We start from the raw sequence: 19,186 nt of genomic DNA, 5'->3' as shown, positions 1-19,186 counted from the left end.
CTCATGAATTTCTCATCAAATAACTACCTTAATTTATGGTATTATAGAATGCAGATGAGGTGTTATTATGACTATTCGATATCCCAATGGAAAAAAATACACGCCCACATCAAAACAAGAATCAAATCTTTTGAAAAAGAAAGATTTATCTTATAGTAATCGTGGGAAAACTCTAGAGGAAGAGATAGATGAAACGAATGAATTTTACTTACAACGGCACATTGCAGTAATTCATAAGAAACCTGTTCCAATACAAATCGTCAAAGTGGAGTACCCATCAAGAAGTGCTGCCGTTATTCGTGAGGCATATTTCCGAACGCCATCTACAACCGACTACAATGGTGTATATAAAGGTTACTACATTGATTTCGATGCTAAAGAAACAGAAAATAAAACATCATTTCCTTTGAAAAATGTTCACCCTCACCAGGTCTCTCATATGGAGGCTTCGGCTAGACAGAAGGGAATCTGTTTTTTGTTAGTGCGATTTTCTTCCCTTGAACGCTATTTTGTAGTACCTTTAGAAATGCTGTTATCAGCATGGGATAGAATGTTAAAGGGTGGAAGAAAGTCTATTCCGCTAAGTGAGTTTGAGGGACAGGCAATTGAGATTCAACCTGCCTATGTCCCAAGACTAGATTATTTAAAAGCAATCACACAATTGCTACCATAACTTGATCGTAGTTATGAGAAAGTGAGGAGAATGTTGTGGATCAACAAGTTAATTCTCGGCAACAACGAAAGCAACTTGAAGAACAACAGAGAAAACGACATACAAAGAAAAAAGGGCCAAGAGAACCCAAAGGACCCAAACGTTCTTTGATTAAAAAGATAATCATAGCCATTTTGGCTTTAGGTATTGCAATATTTGCAATAGGTGCTACTGTTTTTGCAATTTATGCTGCGCAAGCACCAAAATTAGATGAAGAATTATTAAAAGATCCAGTATCATCAAAATTCTATGATGCAAATGGCAAAGTATTCTATACTATGGGTGATCAACAACGGGAACATGTCAAATATCAAGATATCCCAGCTGGAATGAGAGATGCGATTATCGCAACAGAAGATTCTCGTTTCTTCGAACACCATGGGATAGACTTTATTCGCTTAGGTGGCTCAGTTTTAGCCAACTTCCGATATGGATTTGGCTCACAAGGCGGCAGTACATTAACCCAGCAAGTAATTAAGAACTCATTTTTAAGTGGTGAGAAGACATTGAAACGTAAGGCTCAGGAAGCTTATTTATCCATTCAGCTTGAACGTGAATATTCAAAAGAAGAAATTTTTGAAATGTACTTTAACAAAGTCTTAATGTCTGGTCGTATTTATGGTTTCGGTACTGCAGCAAAATACTTCTATGGTAAAGATCTAAAGGATTTAACTTTAGATGAAGAAGCGCTATTAGCTGGTATGCCACAAGCACCAAACGCATACAATCCGTTTAAAAATCCTGAACGTGCAGAAAAACGTCGTAATATTGTTTTAGGTTTAATGTATCAACATAAGAAAATCACAAAAGAAGAAATGGAAGCTGCACAAAAAGTGGATGTCAGAAAAGGACTTCTTCCTGAAAGTAAACGAAAAACAGCTTCTACTTCAAAATATGATGCATTTATTGATGTTGCACTAAAAGAGTTAGCCGAAAATGGTGATGAGAAGGCATTAGAAGAAGGCGTTAATGTATATACAACATTAGATCCTACAGCCCAAAAAGTCGTTGAAAAAACAATGAATAACTCTGCTAACTTCCCTACAAAAGATATTCAGGCTGGTCTATCAGTTATTGATACACAAACAGGCGCAATTGTAGCAGTTGGTGGTGGACGAAATTATGGTCCAGAACGTGGATTTAACTACGCAGAAGCGTTAACAAATCGCCAACCTGGTTCAACGATGAAACCATTAATCGATTATGGTCCTGCAATTGAAAATCTAAAATGGTCTACTGGTCAAACAATTGTCGATGAGCCAATGACTTATACAGGTACAAACCAACAAATTAACAACTTTGACCATCAATACAAAGGGACAATTACAATTCGACAAGCGTTATATAATTCTCGTAATATCCCTGCTATTAAAACGTTCAAAGAAGTCGGTACCGATAAAGCTAAATCATTTATAAAAAATCTTGGCATTGATGCAAATAATGTAACAGAATCTGACGCAATTGGCGGTGGTAAGATTAACCTATCTCCAATTGAAATGGCAGGTGCTTATGCAGCGTTTGGAAATAACGGTATTTATACAAAACCGCATGCCATTAAGAAAATTGTTTATCGTGACGGAAAAACCGCTAAATCCTATACACCAGATCCTGTACCTGCAATGAGTGATTACACAGCTTATATGGTAACAGATATGTTGCGCGATGTAGTAAGTTCTAAATACGGCGCTTCAGGTACTGCTGCAGGTATTCCTGGGCTAGATGTAGCAGGTAAAACTGGTACTACTAACTATAGTACACAACAATTTAATGATTATGGGCTTCCTGCAACAGCTGTTCCAGATTCATGGTTTGCTGGTTACACATCCAAATACTCAATTGCTGTTTGGAGTGGATATGCAGATTACAAAACACCAATTACAACAAGTGCAGAACGTGTTCTTCCTCAACAATTATTTAGAACCGTTATGTCACAAATTTCAGCGTATACGCAAACACCTAATTTCCAACAACCAAGTTCTGTTGTTCGAGTAGGAAATGAATTATACGTTAAAGGGCAACAGCCAGTGTCATATACACCTAAAGTTGAGAAAAAGGATACACAAAAATTGAATGCACCAACTGGTTTAAAAGCATCTTATGATGATCAATCTAAAGCTATCAATTTATCTTGGTCTCATGATGCTAGTGGAGATGTATCGCCAAAATTTAAAGTTTCAGTTTCTGTTGATGGCGGAGGTTCTCAAACTTTAACTGAAACATCTAATACTTCATTTACCTATAATGGGGCAGAAGTTGGAAAGACTTATGTATTCTCAGTAGTAGCAGTTGCTGGTGATCAAACAAGTAGTGCTGCAACAACAACTATACAAATTCAAGCATCAACACCTAAACCTGATGTAACAAAACCGGATCAAACAGAGACTCCAACGTCTCCGGATCAAACACAAGATCCAAATAAACCAACAGATGGGAACAATCAGGGGAATACTGACAATTCTAACGGCAACACAAATACAGACCAAAATAACCCGAACGACCAACCAAATCAAGGTAACTCAAATGGGAATGATAATGGGAATCCCTCCAATAATAACGGGAACGGTAATGGAAATTCTTCCAATAATAACGGGAACGGTAATGGGAACGAAAAAAATAAAGCAAATTTGAATAGTGTGAACAGGAAAACTACACCTGATCAGCAGTTCCAAAATCAATCACAAACTCAATAAAAAAACGCGAGAGAAAATTCTCTCGCGTTTTTTATATAGTATAAAGGATGCCATTTATTTATTGTAAAAAATGAAAGTATATTAAGGGCCACTTTTACATACTTTCATTTTCTACCAAAAATATCCGGCATCCTTTTAGTGTTTTAATCGCAATCTTGCACATTTTTTTTTCGTTTCAATATACAATTCATCTAATTGGCGATAACATGCATATTGCCCTGGACGTGCTTTTATAAAAGATAATCTTTCCATCGCATTTATCGGCAATATCTCATATTGTTCATTTTCATCTAAAGCATCTTGCTGGCCAGATGCTTTCAATACAAAAGATTCATATAATTGAATAGCATTTAACATGATTTCTTTCGCTTTACCATCTCGAATAGTATGAGATTTGTGAATAGATTGTCGTAACAATTCCCATTCATCCATCCACTTTTCTAAACTTTCCTTTGAAATGGCCTCTTTCTTGCATTCAATCATCTGTTTACAAGACCTTTCTTTGCTCTCTTTTGCCCTTCTCGACAGATATCAAATAATGGACATGCATTACAGTTTGGATTTTGTGCTTTGCAGTGATAACGACCAAAGAAAATTAATTGATGATGCGTTTTAGACCAATTTTCCTTTGGTGTTTTGTTCATCACTGTTTGTTCTACTTCTAATACACTATCCTTCCACTTGCATAAACCTAAACGCTTGGTAACACGTTCTACATGTGTATCAACTGCTAAAGCTGGCTGACCAAAAGCAACAGATAGTACAACGTTGGCTGTTTTACGACCTACTCCAGGCAATGTAACCAATTCTTCACGTGAATTTGGGATTACGCAATTATATTCGTCAAGTAATCGTTGGCAAAGTTTTTGGATGTTTTTAGCCTTACTTCTATATAGACCAATTGACCGGATATCTTGTTCTAGTTCCTCTAAAGGAACAGCTAAATAGTCTTCAGGCTTTTTATATTTTTTAAATAATGTACCCGTTACTTTATTTACTAATACATCAGTGCATTGTGCTGATAGTAACGTAGCAATTGTCAATTCAAACGGATTGTCATGTATTAGTTCACAATGTGCATCCGGAAACATTTTTTCCATTTCATCTAAACAGAATTCCCATTGTTTTTTCGTTAACATTTACAATCCTCCTTTTACTTATTACGATCTAACCAGTTGTAAAAAGGGACATTGCTCGCTGGTGGTTTTTGTTCTGTTCCTTTTTTTTCAGGTTGAATTGCATTTTTTTGTATTGTATTTTTACGAAAGTTCTTTGAATGTTTATTTGCATCCTCAGGTGTTTTAACGTTATTTTTTTTCCATTCAAATAGAATTCGGTCTATATAACGTAAACTAAGCTTTTGTGATAATACCGCTTCCATCAATGCTTTACGAATAACTTCTGGAGAATGTCTATCTTGATCTAGCCACATTGAAATCATTTCGGTTTCCATTGGCGATAAAAAACGACCAAATTCTTGTTCAAAAAGTTGAAATAATTGTCCTTCCTTTAATTTTGAAGTTTCTTTTTCATTATTTTCACTTTTCGCAAAAACACAATCGATAAGCCTACTCCATATAGGCATTAAGTTTATGACTTCATAAAGTACACCTTGGTCATCTAACTTTTGATGGATTTCCATAAAACCTTTTTGCATAAGGCGTTGCATACTCGATGAAATCATATCCTCAGTCAAATTCATGCGCTGTGCAATATTAGCAGGTGTTGGGAATTCATTTCCTTCTTCATGAAAGGCATTCAAATGCATAATTAGCATGGCTTCAGTATCTGAAATTTGTAACTCCTTATAAAACTGAAAAAAAAGCTGAGAAATATTGACACTTCCCCGCTCAATCCAAGTTTGGAGCCGATCTGCATCATTCATCATCGTCGAACTCCCCTTTATTTTAAATTGAACAAGAAGAATCGCCTAAGCAATCCTTCTTGCGTTTTGTGATGGTTTAAATATACTGTGTCTCGAATTTATACTTATGGATAAATTCTGTTCAATAGACGTGGGAATGGAATTGTTTCGCGTACATGTTCTGCGCCTGTAATCCAAGCAACAGTACGTTCTAATCCTAAACCGAAGCCTGAGTGAGGTACTGAACCGTATTTACGTAGGTCAAGATACCATGCATATGCTTTTTCATCTAGTCCATATTGAGCAATACGTTGTTTCATTAACTCATAATCCCAAATACGTTCAGAACCACCAATAATTTCACCGTATCCTTCTGGAGCGATTAAATCTGCGCATAGAACAACATCGTCGCGATCAGGATGTAGTTGCATGTAGAATGGTTTGATACCTACTGGATAACAAGTAATGAATACTGGTTTGTCGAAATGTTCAGCGATTGCTGTTTCATGTGGCGCTCCGAAGTCATCGCCCCATTTGATATCGTCAAATCCTTTTTCATGTAATAAATCAATTGCATCATCATAAGAAATACGTGGGAATGGTGCTTGTACTTTTTCAAGTTTTGAAGTATCACGACCAAGTAATTCTAATTCTAGTTTGCAGTTTTTAAGAACAGATTGCACGATATATGAAACATATTGTTCTTGAATCTCAAGAGATTCATCATGTTCAACAAACGCCATTTCTGGTTCAATCATCCAGAACTCGATTAAATGACGACGAGTTTTTGATTTTTCAGCACGGAACGTTGGGCCGAATGAAAATACTTTTCCCATTGCCATCGCTGCTGCTTCCATATAAAGTTGACCAGATTGAGAAAGATATGCATCTTGATCAAAATATTTTGTATGGAATAATTCAGAAGTTCCTTCAGGAGCTGAACCTGTAAGTATTGGTGGGTCTACCTTTTTAAATCCATTATCGTTAAAGAATTCATATGTTGCACGAATGATTTCGTTACGAACAGCCATATTAGCATGTTGTTTTTTAGAACGTAACCATAAATGACGGTTATCCATTAAGAATTCTACACCATGTTCTTTAGGTGTAATTGGATAATCATGTGCGTCAGAAATAACTTCAATTTCTTTTACTTGTAGTTCATAACCAAATGATGAACGAGTATCTTCTGTCACTTCACCAATGATGTATAAAGAAGTTTCTTGGTGAATTGATTTTGCAGTAGCAAAAGTTTCTTCCGATACATCTGCTTTTACTACTACGCCTTGTACAAAGCCAGATCCATCACGTAATTGTAAGAATGCAATTTTACCACTTGAGCGTTTATTTGCTAACCAAGCGCCAATTTTTACAGTTTCGCCGACATGTTTTGGCATGTCTTGAATTGTAATTTTTTTCATGTTACCCTCCAGCATTTTAAACATTTATTAGAAATCCTAATAATGTATATTCAAGTTATTTTTTTGCAATGAGATTCAAAATTATTTTGTTGAATAAAGAAATAGTAATTTCAATTAGTTAATAATAAATTCTTACTAAATATAATTTCTATGTCTTTCTCATTGTCACAACGGTTCTTGGGTACCGCAAAATTCTACAACTGCTGCGTACTTATGTAAAAAGTATCTGCAATTGAGAAGTATATAACACCATTATATACAAGTTTTCCAAAAATTTCGTGTGAAATGATTTGAATTTCATTTTCGTTAGAAATTTTTATCAATTGCAGGTATTTGATAATCTACCGTTGTGATGTTTGTAAATATTATAAATTCGAAATACGTTTCCACCAGCGTCCATTATCGAACATGATGTATACATAATTGAGTTTATCTTGTTTGTTAAGGTAAGTAATTTCCCATACTACTCCTGGCTTTTCTAGACCTAATTTTGTATGAAGTACTTTTTTCACATCACCATTTTTAGTTGCTTCGGAAAGAGCTTCTTTTTTAGAAATACCGTCTTTCATCAAAACTTCCGTTGGCTTTTCTTTATGATCTTGTGGAACAAAAACAGCTTTATTTTTTCCATTACTATCTGTACCGATAACCGTTACATACGAATCTTTACCATGATACACATAAGTATCTGTAACTGTTTTTAATTGATGATTTTGTAAAACAGCTTCTTTTGCAGTCTTTTCCGCACTGTAAAATGGTGAATAAGATTTCCAACCTACTATAACGATCAGTGATAACGACAGGATGAGTAAAAAAATTGAAAAGAACTTTATCCAGTTTTTCATTATATCACCTTATGTTTCATTTATCACGTAGCTAAATATGCTAACGAGCCGCTCCCGCTTTACTCTTGTCCAGCTTTACTTGTCCGAAGCCTCTCGAGGTCGGCTTCTGACCATCCAGCACATGACGGAGCTTAACGGGCGCGTTCCGCTTTTAATCTTTATTATACCAATCTTCTAATTCGAAGACCATATGTTCAAGTGACACTTTTTTTACTGGAATGTCAGGTAAAGCCTCAATAAATTCTGATCCATATGATTTCGTTTCAATCCGCCGATCAAGGACAATAAATACACCTTTATCATGTGAAGAACGTATTAATCTACCGAAACCTTGCTTGAAACGTAAAATTGCTTCTGGTAAAGATAATTTATAAAACGAATTCAACCCTTGGCTTGTCATTCGCTCTGCCCTCGCCTTAAAAAATGACTCTTCTGGTGATGAAAATGGCAATCGCACAACAATGACAGCTGATAATGCATCTCCTGGTACATCTACACCTTCCCAGAAGCTATTTGTCCCAAATAGCACAGAGTGTTCAAAACGTTGGAACATTTTCAACAAGCGCATACGGCTGCCTGAAGACATCCCTTGAGCGAAAAGCATATAATCATCAAGTGTACCGGTTTCTTGAATAAGTTCTACCGTCTTTCGTAACATATCTTGAGCCGTAAATAATACAAAACATCGCCCTTCAGTTGCTAGAACAGTTTGTACAATGGCCTCTGCTACAGATTCAATATAAGCTGTCTGTGTTACCTTCTTTATATCAGGCATATCATCCACTATATATACACTTGCACCGTCATAATACGATTTTGGAGCTTGGAATTGATACAAAGGTACATTTTCTGAAAGCCCTAGTTGATTAGCGATAAAACGTCTGTCATTAGGAACTGTCAACGTACCCGATGTCCAGACAATCCCAGTCTTGTGACGGAATGATTGCAAGACATTCGTAATTGAATCTTCTACTCGAACAGGTCTTTTAAATATATGAAGACTTCCCGGCATACTTCTCGTATCTATTTCTAACCAAGCTGTATCATTTTCTTGATGACTTAAGAAAATAGCATCCCATTCTGCTAAACGTATTTTTAGTTCTCGAAGCTGATATTGCCAATCCGCCAGATTTGCTTGTTGCTTGATTGACAATTCATCAGGATATCTCAAATAGGTTGTTGTTATAGATTCTGCGAGATTTAGCCAGTGTGTTAATTTACGACTAAATTCCACACCAAAAGGTTGCGTCAATTCGATGTTTGTTAGTAAAAAACTTTGCTTATTTTGTCGATGCTTTCCCTTTTGCAATGGAAGTTGATTTAATAACCGATGAATCGCATGGTCAAATAGTTTTGTTATGTCTTGGAATTGTAATTCAAGAGCAAACAATTGGCGCAATGGAATTTTATCTTCTTCTTGCATACAAAGATAAAAAGCATGCTCAATTTTATGTGTTTCAGTTGAACCTATTTGCCCAAATAGATACTTCCATTGAGTATAAGAGAAAATTTTCTCATCTCTTAATGTTGCAGCTTGCAAGAATTGATGCCCTTCATCTAATATCCAGCCATTCAAATGCTCTAATATTGGCTCTTCCCTACCTAAATCCGCTAATACCATCGCATGATTTGTAACAACTAAATCTGCATCCCTGCAATTAGATAATGCTTGCAAATAGAAATCATAGGTACTCTTATGATGCGTTTCAGAAGTTGTTTGTGTTCGGCGGATTTTATCTACAAAATACTGCCCACCTCCAGATAAGGTTATTTCACCAAGATCACCTGTTTCTGTACCTTGTAGCCAGACTATCATTTGCATCTTCGTAAAGTTTTCATCGTAAGAATCTTCCTTTACTTGCAAAAGATCACACATTCGATCGATATCTACATAATGTTCCATCCCTTTAACAATAGCTGTAGAAACCTTGGTTTTTAAAACAGCTTCTGCCTTTGGTAACTCTTCTTGTAATAATTGATCGAGTAAATGAGATGTATACGTACTTATTCCCACTGTACAATGATTCTTTTTAGCAAAAATGATAGACGGGATAAGGTAAGCAAGTGTCTTTCCAATCCCAGTAGAAGCCTCTGTCATTATTTCTTGCTTTGTAACAAGAGCTTGCCATACTGCATCCATCATTTTAAATTGATCAGGACGTACTTCAAATGTATTGAATGCTTCTTCAAATAATTTTTCTTTCTCTTTAAAAGATGAGGGATAGTGTAGCTTCTCACTCTCCATTTTATTATTTTTCATAGGTTTTTTTAATGCAATATCACGATAATATAAATGACTCTCACTATTATTTGGTTGCTTTCTTTTTATATGAATCGCATCTAAAAATAATTGCGATAAATCTGATTTTAAGCGAAATGATCTCTGATGAAGTTGCTCAATCGTTACAAGTTGAAGTGACAGAAGCTCTTCCCAACAAGCTTTTAATAAGTAGGCTGTAGCAAGTGCATCATCATCAGCCCGATGAGCATGAGCTAAGCGAATTCCTAGTTCCATTGTGATATCTTGTAATTTAAAACTATATGCAGTTGGAAAAAGAATTTTCGATAATTCAACTGTATCCATGTGTTTTCCGATCCATTTCGGTAAACCTGCTCGTTTAAACTCTGCTTGTAAGAATGGCAAGTCAAAATCAGTATTATGAGCAACAAAAACAGTATCTTGCAGAAGCTCATAAATTTGTTGTGCTTGCTTCTCAAAAGGAGGGGCATCATGTACTTCTTTATCTGTAATATGCGTTAAATCTTGAATGAAATAGGGTATTTTCTTACCAGGATTCACAAAGGAAGTGTATGTGGAAATTACTTTCCAATCTTTCATCAAGACGATGGCGATTTGAATAATTCGGTCTCCTTGTTGTGAGGAATGACCTGTTGTTTCTAAATCGACAATGGCGTAAGTTTGACTTTCCATTTATTCTTCACAACTTTCCGTTCTTGTTATATTCAAGATTTTATCATATTTCGAAAGGAATAGCTGATTTTGGTGATAGATCATTTAGGTTTTATTAAAAATAATTTTGTTTTAAGAAACAATTAGTTTGATTCATAGATTTGTTCGCATATTTTGCGAATCTACTAATTGATTTTTTAAATGAGACAATTTCATTAATGCTTTTCTAATTAAAAAATGCGAATATTTTCTAAATAAACAACTCAATAATTCGGATAATATTTCATTTCCAGTATTCACTAAGCATATCGCTCCAGATGGCGCTTTCCATGGGCGAGCTGACGAGCCTTCTCGCTTGTGCTCCTGCATCGCTTCGCTAGCTTCGTCGCAGAGAAAATCTCGCTCCGGGGTCTCGTCTAGCTCGTTTTCCCACAGGACATTGAATGAACTTCACTGAATGAACATCGTACGAAGAAAATGCGAATGCATTTTCGAGGACTCTCCGCTAATTCCACTTCAACGAAGATAGCTATACTAGATTTTTATCATAAATTCACATCTATTTTTACTTTTTCAATGCCCTCCTCACTTACCCACAGGACTATGAATGGACCTCTAATAAATATGGCATATAACAATAGTCCATTTAATGTTCGTGTTTTTTATCAAATCTTTGAATTATGAAATTGATTCAAATGAGATTTTATTCAGGGAATGGGTAGGAAAAAAGCTTAGTATCTGAACGACACTAAGCCTCTTATTTGATCAACTAAACCATCACAGTTGCTTCTGGTTCATAATTGATCAATTGTTTTACTTTATTTTGTTCATCTAGAACTGCAACAGTTGGCTTATGCTTTGTAGCCTCTTCTAAAGTCATGTAACCATATCCAATAATAATTACAATATCACCTGGCTGAACTAATCTCGCAGCAGCCCCATTTAGACAAATCACACCTGAGCCTCGTTCTCCTGCAATGGTATATGTTTCAAAACGTGCACCGTTGTTATTATTAACAATTTGAACTTTTTCATTTGGTAAGATTCCAACTGTATCTAATAAATCGGCATCAACTGTAATACTACCAACGTAATTCAGGTCTGCTTGTGTTACCGTGGCACGATGGAGTTTAGAAGTCATCATCATTTTTAGCATTTTTTATATCTCCTCAATAGTAAAAAGAATATTATCAATTAATCTTACGTTTGAAAAATAAACAGCTGTAGCAAGTAAAAATTGATTTGTTTCAGGATGAATTTCTTGTAAATCTGGATAGCTCCGTAATTCTAAATAGTCAATATGACCAGATGTTTTCGTTTCAATCATATCTATCGCATTTTGAATGGCAAACTCTTTATCATGATGTTTTAGAAAATTGTCTTTTGCTTGTTGTAATGCCTGTTGAATTACTGGTGCTTGCTTTCTCTCTTCAGCAGTTAAAAAGACATTTCGAGAACTTTTTGCCAGCCCATCATCTTCTCGAACAATTGGAACACCGCATATAGTTACTGGAAAATTGTAATCTCTAACCAATAGTTTAATTAATGCTAATTGTTGTGCATCCTTTTGACCAAAATAGGCATTAGTTGGTTGAACAATATGAAACAGCTTTGAAACGACTTGCAAAACACCGTTAAAATGTCCTGGTCTTGCTGCGCCACAAAGAATTTTAGATGCAGGACCTGCTTCAATTCGAATACCACCATCTGCTGGATACATTTCATCTACAGTTGGGACAAATAAGTAATCTACACCTGCTTCTGAAGCTATTTTTTCATCTCTAGCTAAATCTCTAGGATAGTTTTCATAATCTTCGTTTGGACCAAATTGAGTTGGATTAACAAAATCACTCATTACGACAAGATCATTATCTTGTCTTGCAGCTTTCGCTAGTGTCGAATGTCCTTCATGTAAGTAGCCCATTGTTGGAACTAAAGCTATCTTTTTATTCTCCAAATGATGCATTTCTAGTTCTTGTTGAAGCTCAACGATGGTTGTGATGATTTTCATCTTTTAATTCCTCCATATAATTGACCAAGTACTTCATCTGGCATCGTAAATTGATGCTGTGGTGCTGGAAATGCACCTTTTTTTACCTCATCTCGATAAGCTTCAATACCTTGTTCTATTTCCTTACCCACTTCTGCAAAAGTTTTTACGAATTTTGGTACATGGTGGTTACCATATCCTAGCGCATCATGGAATACTAAAACTTGGCCATCAGCTTCTTGGCCTGCACCAATTCCGATTATTGGTATCTTTAGTTTCGCAGATACCACTCCTGCTAATTGATGTGGCACGCATTCTAATACAATAGCGCAAGCACCTGCTTCTTCAAGTGCTAATGCATCCTCTATTAGCTGTTCCGCTGCTTCAGCAGTTTTCCCTTGTACTCTATAGCCACCTAGTACTTCTGCAGACTGTGGTTGTAATCCCAGATGACCAATAATAGGTATACCAGCAGAAATCAGTGTCTTAATGGATTTTATGAGTAGACCTGCACCTTCTACTTTTAATGCATTTGCACCTGTTTGCTGGAATAATTGGACGGCATTTTTTAGAGTATCTGTAACATCCCCATGGTAGCTTCCAAATGGCATATCCACCACGATAAAAGTATCTTTTGCTCCTCTTCTTGTAGCTTTCCCATGATGAATCATATCATCCAATGTTACTTTAACCGTTGAATCATAACCTAAAATGACCATTCCAAGCGAATCACCAACTAGAATCATATCGACGCCAGCATTTTCTGCTAGCATTGCTGAAGGATAATCATAAGCTGTTAACATAACAATTTTTTCTTTACGTTCTTTCATCTTTAGAAATTCAGTTGTACTTTTCACTCAAGTTCCTCCTTTTAATGAGGAAGAAAACAAAAAACCCTTCTGTCAAAAATGGACAGAAGGGTAGTGTAATCATCACATTGAATCGTTTTCTTCCGTCCCTGTCTAAAAAGATCAAGGCAGATTTTTTTGTTGTAGTAAAAAAGAATACAATTTGAGGTACGGTTCCCAAAGGATACTGTCCTGTGATAACACTATAACAATATTTAAAACGATAAACAATATTTAATTTTGAAGTTCAATATCAGCAGAATAGATGTTTTCAATCGTTCCATCGTCAAGTTGTAATTGTAAAATACCATCTTTTGTAATGCCTAGCGCTTTTCCTACAAAAACATCACGAAGCGTTGTCGCTTTAATACGACTACCAATTGTACAGGAATACTTTTCCCATAAAGTTTTAATTTTCTCAAAGCCCTCTTCTACATATTGCTTACTATATTTTTCTAGATAATAAAGAAGCTTCGCTACAAGCTTTGCACGGTCAACTTGTTTACCTGAAGCTATTTTTAACGATGTGGCAATGTTTACAATATCCTCATCAAAATCTTCAAGTTCATGATTTACATTAATACCAATTCCCATAATAATCGCATTTACTCTATCTGGATCAGCTTGCATTTCTGTTAATATACCAGTACACTTCAAACCATTTATTAATAGATCATTAGGCCATTTAATATCTGGCCGTACTCCAGTCACATCTTCTATGGCACTTGTAATGGCAACAGCAGCTACTAAAGTAAACTGCGGTGCGTCATAAGGAGGAACATCGGGACGCATGATGACACTCATCCAAATTCCTTTTCCCATTTGAGATTTCCATTCTCGCATTAAGCGCCCTCTACCTTCAGTTTGTTCCTCACATATAATTACTGTTCCATCAGGCGCTCCATCTTGAGCAAGTTGATGTGCTACTGTTTGAGTTGATGTTAATGATTCTTCATAAATTATTTGATTTCCAAAGTGCTCCGTTTCAAGTGCAGCAGTGATCTTTGCAGGGTCTAGTGTATCTGGTGTTGAAAGCATGATGTATCCCTTTTTTCGAATAGATTGAAATGTATAACCTTCTTCTTCCAATTGTTTCATATGCTTCCAAATTGCCGTTCTAGAAATATTTAAGTCATCTGCCAATTGTTGTCCTGAGATTGGCTGACCATTTGCGGCAGATAAACGTTTTAATAGTTCGTATTTAATGGGTACGTTCACTCAAAAACCATTCCTTTATATAGATGTATTGTCACGATAAATCAATCACTTTTAAAACGTTGATATAACGCTATTTATTATATTTAATACTATCATTAAATGTCGCTTGATATATTAGATTTTATATTAAATTTATTATTTGGTCACTTCTTGGTCACTTTTCGTCACTCATTTTTAATATCCTTAGACCGACTTAATGGCGGTCTTTTTAAACATTATATAAAATTTACAATAATACACTGACATGTATCTATATTTACTTTATAGTAAAATTAGTACATTTAAGGAGGGGATAATTTTGAAAAAGAAATTAATGTATGTAGCTCCTATGGCCCTAGCACTATTACTTGCAGCGTGTGGTGGAACTGAAGATAAAAATAATAGCAAAGGGGATACTAAAACTGAAACTACTGTATCAACTCAAAAAGATACAAAAGCTGAAGCTTCCACGGATGAAAAATACTATTTCAAAGATGGTATAGTAAAAATTCATGATCTAGAAATTGAAATTACTAAAGAGAAAGTTATAAAACCTGGTGAAAAAGGCAATGAATATGGAGAAAAACCCGTTCTAGCTCTTTGGTATAAAGTTAAGAACCTTACAGACAAAGAAATAGATCCATCTACTGCGTGGTTTGCAGTATTTGAAGTTATTCAAGATAATAATAAGAATTCAGTAAATAAATTAGAAGTAGGTTCCTTACCTGATGAGCGTTTTTTAGATAGCCAGTTAGAGACTATCAAGAAAGACGGTACCGTTGAAAATGCAGTAGCTTATGAATTAGATGATTTGAAAACACCAGTAAAATTGATTGCAAGCCAAGGTATTGGTGGCAAAAAATTAGGAGAACAAACTTTCAAAATTCAATAGTTTACTGTTTCGAAAATCTTTAATTAAATGTTTAAGACCTTATTGGTGGTCTTTTTATTTTGACAACCAATTATAATGAGCAATATCTACAGGAGGAGGATTATACGTACTCTCCTCGACTTTTTTCTTATTTCCAACTACCCTTCCACATTGACTTCCAACCCTACTACTACCCTAGTATTCAATCTAGCACATTAAAAACCCTTTATTTTCAACGGTTAAACCTTCATTTTAAATATCCCAGATTACTGCAACTCTAGCAAAATGATTCTCCTCATTCATGCATTTTTGTATATAGACATTGGAGTCAAACTAAATAAAAAAAGAGAAACCTTTTTGAATGGTTTCTCTTTCTTAGATACTTCTAAAACTAACTAATTAAAAATTAAAGTTTTACAATGTTTGCAGCTTGTGGTCCGCGTTGGCCCTCTTCAACTTCGAATTCAACTTTTTGACCTTCGTCTAAAGATTTGAAACCTTCGCCTTGGATTGCTGAGAAGTGAGCAAATACGTCTGCTCCGCCTTCAACTTCGATGAAACCGAAACCTTTTTCTGCGTTAAACCATTTTACTGTACCTTGTGTCATTTAAATGACCTCCATTATAATTTATTAATATATAAGCTTTTTAAAAGAAAAAAATTCACATATTACAAAAAGTACCGAACAAACACGATTACTCTTTGTAATATGCGAATTCAACCTTTTCCTATAAAGGACCTTATTAAGTTCATTATATACTATAAATCTCTATTTATCTAATATCATTTTATCTCAAGATATATAAACAATCCCCCTCGTTAACAAAATCTATTCGATGACAAAGGAAAAGAGAGCTTGTGATAGCTCTCCTTGGTTCCCCCTTATTTTACAGTGATTACTTTCTTCACTTTAACCACTTTTTCACCGTTGATTTGTTTAACATACAGTACTTCCATGATTTCCTTTTTAAGCTTTCATATTTCTTCACTTAGCAGTTGTAACTCTAATTTAATCTTAAATATAAGACTTTTATCTCATTCATTATATATAATTTTACTTATTTTATATTTATTTTTTAGTTAATATTGTTATTGAAATAAAGGAAAGGAGAATTATGGATGAAAAAGACACTAAAAATTATTATGGCTAGTATAATTGCCTTAGCAATGTTTTTCTCAACATTTCAAATTCAAAAACCATTGGATAAAGAGTCCAAAAAAACAAGCACTATATCTTTTAACAAACAAACTGCAGAAGCAAAAGGGTTATTCCCAATTTTTAAACCTAAGCCAAAACCTAAACCAAAGCCTAAGAAAAAGAAAAAAACAACTGCTCAACTTTATAATGGAGCAAAAAAGAAAGGGGCTAAAGTTAAAGGTAGAAATTCTACATATAAATATTCAAAAAAACTTAGGAATTTACCAACAAAGGTAAAGACAAAGTATTCATCAAGAGATTTTTATAAAAATGGAAAGCTTGAGACTCGTAGATATTATGGGAAAAATGGTGACTCAGAAACAGATATACATTATACAAATCATGGAAATAATAAAAACCATCCAAAAGTACCTCATAGACATAATTGGTATTACAAAGATGGAAAATTGAACCCTGGAAAAGGTTATTAATTTCAAAAAGGAGAATTATAAATGGATTTAAATTCATGGGAAGAAGTTAGAAAAGCTATAGAAGATGAAGAACAAGAAGTTAGTTTATTTTATAATGATGAAGAATGGTGGATTAGTAGGCTATATGGAGAAGAAAAAAGCTTTTTACTTACACGTTCTAAAGATTCTTTCACACAGAGATTTGATACTGCTCAAGAACTATTCAATAAAGGAATTGTTGACGGTAAACCATTCATCGAAAGAATAAAAGACTTTTATTAATAAAAACCAAAAAAGACCAGGCACTCATATTTACTGAGCATCTGGTCTTTGATTTACACTTTTTCTACATATTCTTTATTAGCAGTAATATATAAACTATTTTTAGTACGCAAACGATATACTGAACCATACTTAACAATTTTCACAAAATATTTTCCGTGATTTATCTGGAAAATATAAACTATTTCTTTTTTCATCATTTTTACAAAAATCTAATAAATAGTAGAGCGTATTTTCAATTAATTTGATAGAGTCGGATACTTGATATTGAGAATTGTCCATATGGTAAGGAAAAGTAGCCAAATCATCAGGAAGTAAGAAGGTGCTTTTTGCTATTCTTTTTTAATAAATAAACAAGTTAATTCAGAGAAATACAGACGTTTTAAATGAATCGTAACAATATTTTTTTCGCTTTTTCTTTTGAAAAAGTGTATGGCAATTGTATGGCTTTTAAAAAAATCGTGTACCCATGGAAAAGTTAGGCTCTGCCTAACCCCACTATGAAATTTTGGTATTTTTTCCTTATACCTTTTCTCTATTCAAAAGACTTTGGCACCTGGCTTACTTAGTTCTTCCTGTTGCATTTATTTATAAATCTAAGTTTGGAATACTTTTATAAGTTCGTATTCCTTCTTAAAAGAGTTCATTGTGTGTGTAATATATAATTTATTCTGTTTAGAATCTGTAATACAGAAAAAGAAAATTTCATGTGAGTTTATTAATATATATTTATATTAAAATACAACTCGGTCGATTTTAAACATAAAAAATAAAGAAAGATTTTCCCCCAACGAAAATCAGTCTCATTTTCTCTCAAATTTATTTTGTTCACTATATTAAATTACATAAAATTAAAATATATACCAAATTTATAAAATGTGGTATATAATGGATTAAAAAATGGAGGTGTTACTTTTGAAGAAAAAATTTTTGATATTAATTATAATTAACGCACTTATTTTCACACTCGTTTTTAGTAGTGGGGCTAATCCTACTCAAGCTAGTGAAGTAAATGAAAAACCTATTACTTTTGAACTTGACAACGAAGAATTCACAGTTACTGTCGAAAAAGAAAATTCAAATGATATTTCTTTTATTTTGGAAAATGAAAATATCAAGGATAATGTACACGTAGTTTATAGTACCGGTGATATTACTGTTACTTCAGCAGATGGAACTTCAAAAACTTATAATCTGAAAGATTTTGAAACTAACGAAGAACCTGAAGTAGTTCAATCTGAAGAAGCAAATGGAGTTCCAATTGAGCAACTTGAACCTAAAAATGGAGCTAGCATACTTTCAACTAAAACAAACACATCTTTATTAGCAGCTACATCATCTGCGTCATATATTAGCGACATCAATGCATCTTTAGGCTTTGGTTCCAGTGCTACATGGGAAAGTAAAGGAAGTTACACATATGGCGGTAAAGCAGTATATGTGTACGAAGGAACATATTGGAAATATACAGAAGCATTAAAAAAATATAATTTCTCAGCAAGTACTGCTATTTCAGTTATACTAGGTGTAATAGTAGCTATTGGTGCAAGTGGTTTTACTGTTCCAACTGTTATCTCTATCTTAACTTCTCTTGGAGTAACAGTAGTATCAGAAAAAATTGCATATGCTATTAGCCCAAGTATAGGAGTGAAACAAAAACAAATTGGTCGTGGTTTTTATGTTCACGGAAAAGGTTACACATTAAAGACAAAAAAATGGTATAACTACTTAGAAGTCGTTCATGAAGGTAAAGTTAAATTAGAACAATATTCTTCAGATGATTACGCCTACTGGTATAATAATTATAGTGATAAACACGTAGCTGAAGTTGCATATCAACAATATCGATATATTGAAGGATTACGTGGAGATCCACCTCACAAATCTGAATTTTCATGGAGTTAAACTCCCAAAAAACTTTAAGCTCTACCCATTAAAAAGGTAGAG

General features: G+C 34.3%; 18 protein-coding genes. 6 read left to right on the top strand and 12 right to left on the bottom strand.

Features of this window, described 5'->3' with window-relative positions; all coding sequences use genetic code 11:
- The first annotated feature begins 67 nt into the window (after positions 1-67).
- Entirely contained in the window at positions 68-673 is a 606-nt protein-coding gene (gene recU, locus Q8X41_RS18520; RefSeq protein WP_397537715.1) for a Holliday junction resolvase RecU, read from the top strand.
- A gap of 35 nt (positions 674-708) precedes the next feature.
- On the top strand, positions 709-3,402 hold the full coding sequence (locus Q8X41_RS18515) for a PBP1A family penicillin-binding protein (protein WP_397537714.1): 2,694 nt from the start codon (positions 709-711) through the stop codon (positions 3,400-3,402).
- A gap of 135 nt (positions 3,403-3,537) precedes the next feature.
- On the opposite strand, the gene Q8X41_RS18510 is transcribed toward Q8X41_RS18515, so the two are convergent.
- The 10 genes from Q8X41_RS18510 to Q8X41_RS18465 all read right to left on the bottom strand — a co-directional run bounded on the left by Q8X41_RS18510 (position 3,538) and on the right by Q8X41_RS18465 (position 14,499).
- Entirely contained in the window at positions 3,538-3,885 is a 348-nt protein-coding gene (locus Q8X41_RS18510) for a YpoC family protein (RefSeq protein WP_397537713.1), read from the bottom strand.
- Complete coding sequence (gene nth, locus Q8X41_RS18505) at positions 3,882-4,541, bottom strand: endonuclease III (RefSeq protein ID WP_397537712.1); 660 nt, start codon at positions 4,539-4,541, stop codon at positions 3,882-3,884. Before nth ends, Q8X41_RS18510 begins: the two co-directional genes overlap by 4 nt.
- A 14-nt stretch (positions 4,542-4,555) precedes the next feature.
- Positions 4,556-5,290, bottom strand: coding sequence for a DnaD domain protein (locus tag Q8X41_RS18500; protein ID WP_397537711.1), 735 nt, complete (start codon positions 5,288-5,290; stop codon positions 4,556-4,558).
- Positions 5,291-5,391: 101 nt separating this feature from the next.
- Positions 5,392-6,687, bottom strand: a complete 1,296-nt coding sequence (asnS, locus tag Q8X41_RS18495) for an asparagine--tRNA ligase (RefSeq protein WP_397537710.1) — start codon at positions 6,685-6,687, stop codon at positions 5,392-5,394.
- Positions 6,688-7,052: 365 nt separating this feature from the next.
- On the bottom strand, positions 7,053-7,532 hold the full coding sequence (locus Q8X41_RS18490) for a DUF5590 domain-containing protein (RefSeq protein ID WP_397537709.1): 480 nt from the start codon (positions 7,530-7,532) through the stop codon (positions 7,053-7,055).
- 151 nt (positions 7,533-7,683) lie between these two features.
- Positions 7,684-10,464, bottom strand: coding sequence for an ATP-dependent DNA helicase DinG (dinG, locus tag Q8X41_RS18485; protein WP_397537708.1), 2,781 nt, complete (start codon positions 10,462-10,464; stop codon positions 7,684-7,686).
- Positions 10,465-11,212: 748 nt separating this feature from the next.
- Positions 11,213-11,599 (bottom strand): aspartate 1-decarboxylase, encoded by a 387-nt coding sequence (gene panD / locus Q8X41_RS18480; protein WP_397537707.1) that lies wholly within the window; start codon positions 11,597-11,599, stop codon positions 11,213-11,215.
- A gap of 3 nt (positions 11,600-11,602) precedes the next feature.
- Positions 11,603-12,454 (bottom strand): pantoate--beta-alanine ligase, encoded by an 852-nt coding sequence (gene panC / locus Q8X41_RS18475; RefSeq protein ID WP_397537706.1) that lies wholly within the window; start codon positions 12,452-12,454, stop codon positions 11,603-11,605.
- Positions 12,451-13,290 (bottom strand): 3-methyl-2-oxobutanoate hydroxymethyltransferase, encoded by an 840-nt coding sequence (panB, locus tag Q8X41_RS18470; protein WP_397537705.1) that lies wholly within the window; start codon positions 13,288-13,290, stop codon positions 12,451-12,453. The genes panC and panB overlap by 4 nt, the downstream gene beginning before the upstream one ends.
- Before the next feature lie 225 nt (positions 13,291-13,515).
- Positions 13,516-14,499, bottom strand: coding sequence for a biotin--[acetyl-CoA-carboxylase] ligase (locus Q8X41_RS18465; protein ID WP_397537704.1), 984 nt, complete (start codon positions 14,497-14,499; stop codon positions 13,516-13,518).
- 298 nt (positions 14,500-14,797) lie between these two features.
- Between Q8X41_RS18465 and Q8X41_RS18460 the strand changes: the two genes are divergently transcribed.
- On the top strand, positions 14,798-15,370 hold the full coding sequence (locus Q8X41_RS18460) for a DUF5067 domain-containing protein (RefSeq protein ID WP_397537703.1): 573 nt from the start codon (positions 14,798-14,800) through the stop codon (positions 15,368-15,370).
- Positions 15,371-15,755: 385 nt separating this feature from the next.
- Here the strand turns inward: Q8X41_RS18460 and Q8X41_RS18455 are convergent, their stop codons facing one another.
- Positions 15,756-15,956, bottom strand: coding sequence for a cold-shock protein (locus Q8X41_RS18455; RefSeq protein ID WP_397537702.1), 201 nt, complete (start codon positions 15,954-15,956; stop codon positions 15,756-15,758).
- Positions 15,957-16,468: 512 nt separating this feature from the next.
- Here Q8X41_RS18455 and Q8X41_RS18450 point away from each other — a divergent pair.
- Both Q8X41_RS18450 and Q8X41_RS18445 read left to right on the top strand, forming a co-directional pair.
- Positions 16,469-16,978: a hypothetical protein gene (locus Q8X41_RS18450; protein ID WP_397537701.1), complete on the top strand. Its 510-nt coding sequence runs from the start codon at positions 16,469-16,471 to the stop codon at positions 16,976-16,978.
- A 21-nt stretch (positions 16,979-16,999) separates the two neighbouring features.
- On the top strand, positions 17,000-17,239 hold the full coding sequence (locus tag Q8X41_RS18445; protein ID WP_397537700.1) for a hypothetical protein: 240 nt from the start codon (positions 17,000-17,002) through the stop codon (positions 17,237-17,239).
- A 53-nt stretch (positions 17,240-17,292) separates the two neighbouring features.
- Here the strand turns inward: Q8X41_RS18445 and Q8X41_RS18440 are convergent, their stop codons facing one another.
- A complete protein-coding gene (locus Q8X41_RS18440; protein ID WP_397540305.1) occupies positions 17,293-17,436 on the bottom strand; it encodes a DUF5776 domain-containing protein in 144 nt (47 codons plus the stop codon).
- A gap of 718 nt (positions 17,437-18,154) precedes the next feature.
- Between Q8X41_RS18440 and Q8X41_RS18435 the strand changes: the two genes are divergently transcribed.
- Positions 18,155-19,144: a hypothetical protein gene (locus tag Q8X41_RS18435; RefSeq protein WP_397537699.1), complete on the top strand. Its 990-nt coding sequence runs from the start codon at positions 18,155-18,157 to the stop codon at positions 19,142-19,144.
- The last annotated feature ends 42 nt before the right edge of the window (positions 19,145-19,186 follow it).

The sequence above is a fragment of the Rummeliibacillus pycnus genome (assembly GCF_044359855.1).
GTDB lineage: Bacteria > Bacillota > Bacilli > Bacillales_A > Planococcaceae > Rummeliibacillus > Rummeliibacillus pycnus_A.
Note: the sequence above shows the minus strand (reverse complement) of the source record. Positions and strands in the feature narration are given on the sequence as shown.

Coding starts and splice junctions, on each gene's coding strand:
- recU (WP_397537715.1), top strand. CDS start 68: ATGACTATTCGATATCCCAATGGAAAAAAATACACGCCCACATCAAAA.
- Q8X41_RS18510 (WP_397537713.1), bottom strand. CDS start 3,885: ATGATTGAATGCAAGAAAGAGGCCATTTCAAAGGAAAGTTTAGAAAAG.
- nth (WP_397537712.1), bottom strand. CDS start 4,541: ATGTTAACGAAAAAACAATGGGAATTCTGTTTAGATGAAATGGAAAAA.
- Q8X41_RS18500 (WP_397537711.1), bottom strand. CDS start 5,290: ATGATGAATGATGCAGATCGGCTCCAAACTTGGATTGAGCGGGGAAGT.
- asnS (WP_397537710.1), bottom strand. CDS start 6,687: ATGAAAAAAATTACAATTCAAGACATGCCAAAACATGTCGGCGAAACT.
- Q8X41_RS18490 (WP_397537709.1), bottom strand. CDS start 7,532: ATGAAAAACTGGATAAAGTTCTTTTCAATTTTTTTACTCATCCTGTCG.
- dinG (WP_397537708.1), bottom strand. CDS start 10,464: ATGGAAAGTCAAACTTACGCCATTGTCGATTTAGAAACAACAGGTCAT.
- panD (WP_397537707.1), bottom strand. CDS start 11,599: ATGCTAAAAATGATGATGACTTCTAAACTCCATCGTGCCACGGTAACA.
- panC (WP_397537706.1), bottom strand. CDS start 12,454: ATGAAAATCATCACAACCATCGTTGAGCTTCAACAAGAACTAGAAATG.
- Q8X41_RS18455 (WP_397537702.1), bottom strand. CDS start 15,956: ATGACACAAGGTACAGTAAAATGGTTTAACGCAGAAAAAGGTTTCGGT.
- Q8X41_RS18450 (WP_397537701.1), top strand. CDS start 16,469: ATGAAAAAGACACTAAAAATTATTATGGCTAGTATAATTGCCTTAGCA.
- Q8X41_RS18445 (WP_397537700.1), top strand. CDS start 17,000: ATGGATTTAAATTCATGGGAAGAAGTTAGAAAAGCTATAGAAGATGAA.
- Q8X41_RS18440 (WP_397540305.1), bottom strand. CDS start 17,436: ATGAAAAAAGAAATAGTTTATATTTTCCAGATAAATCACGGAAAATAT.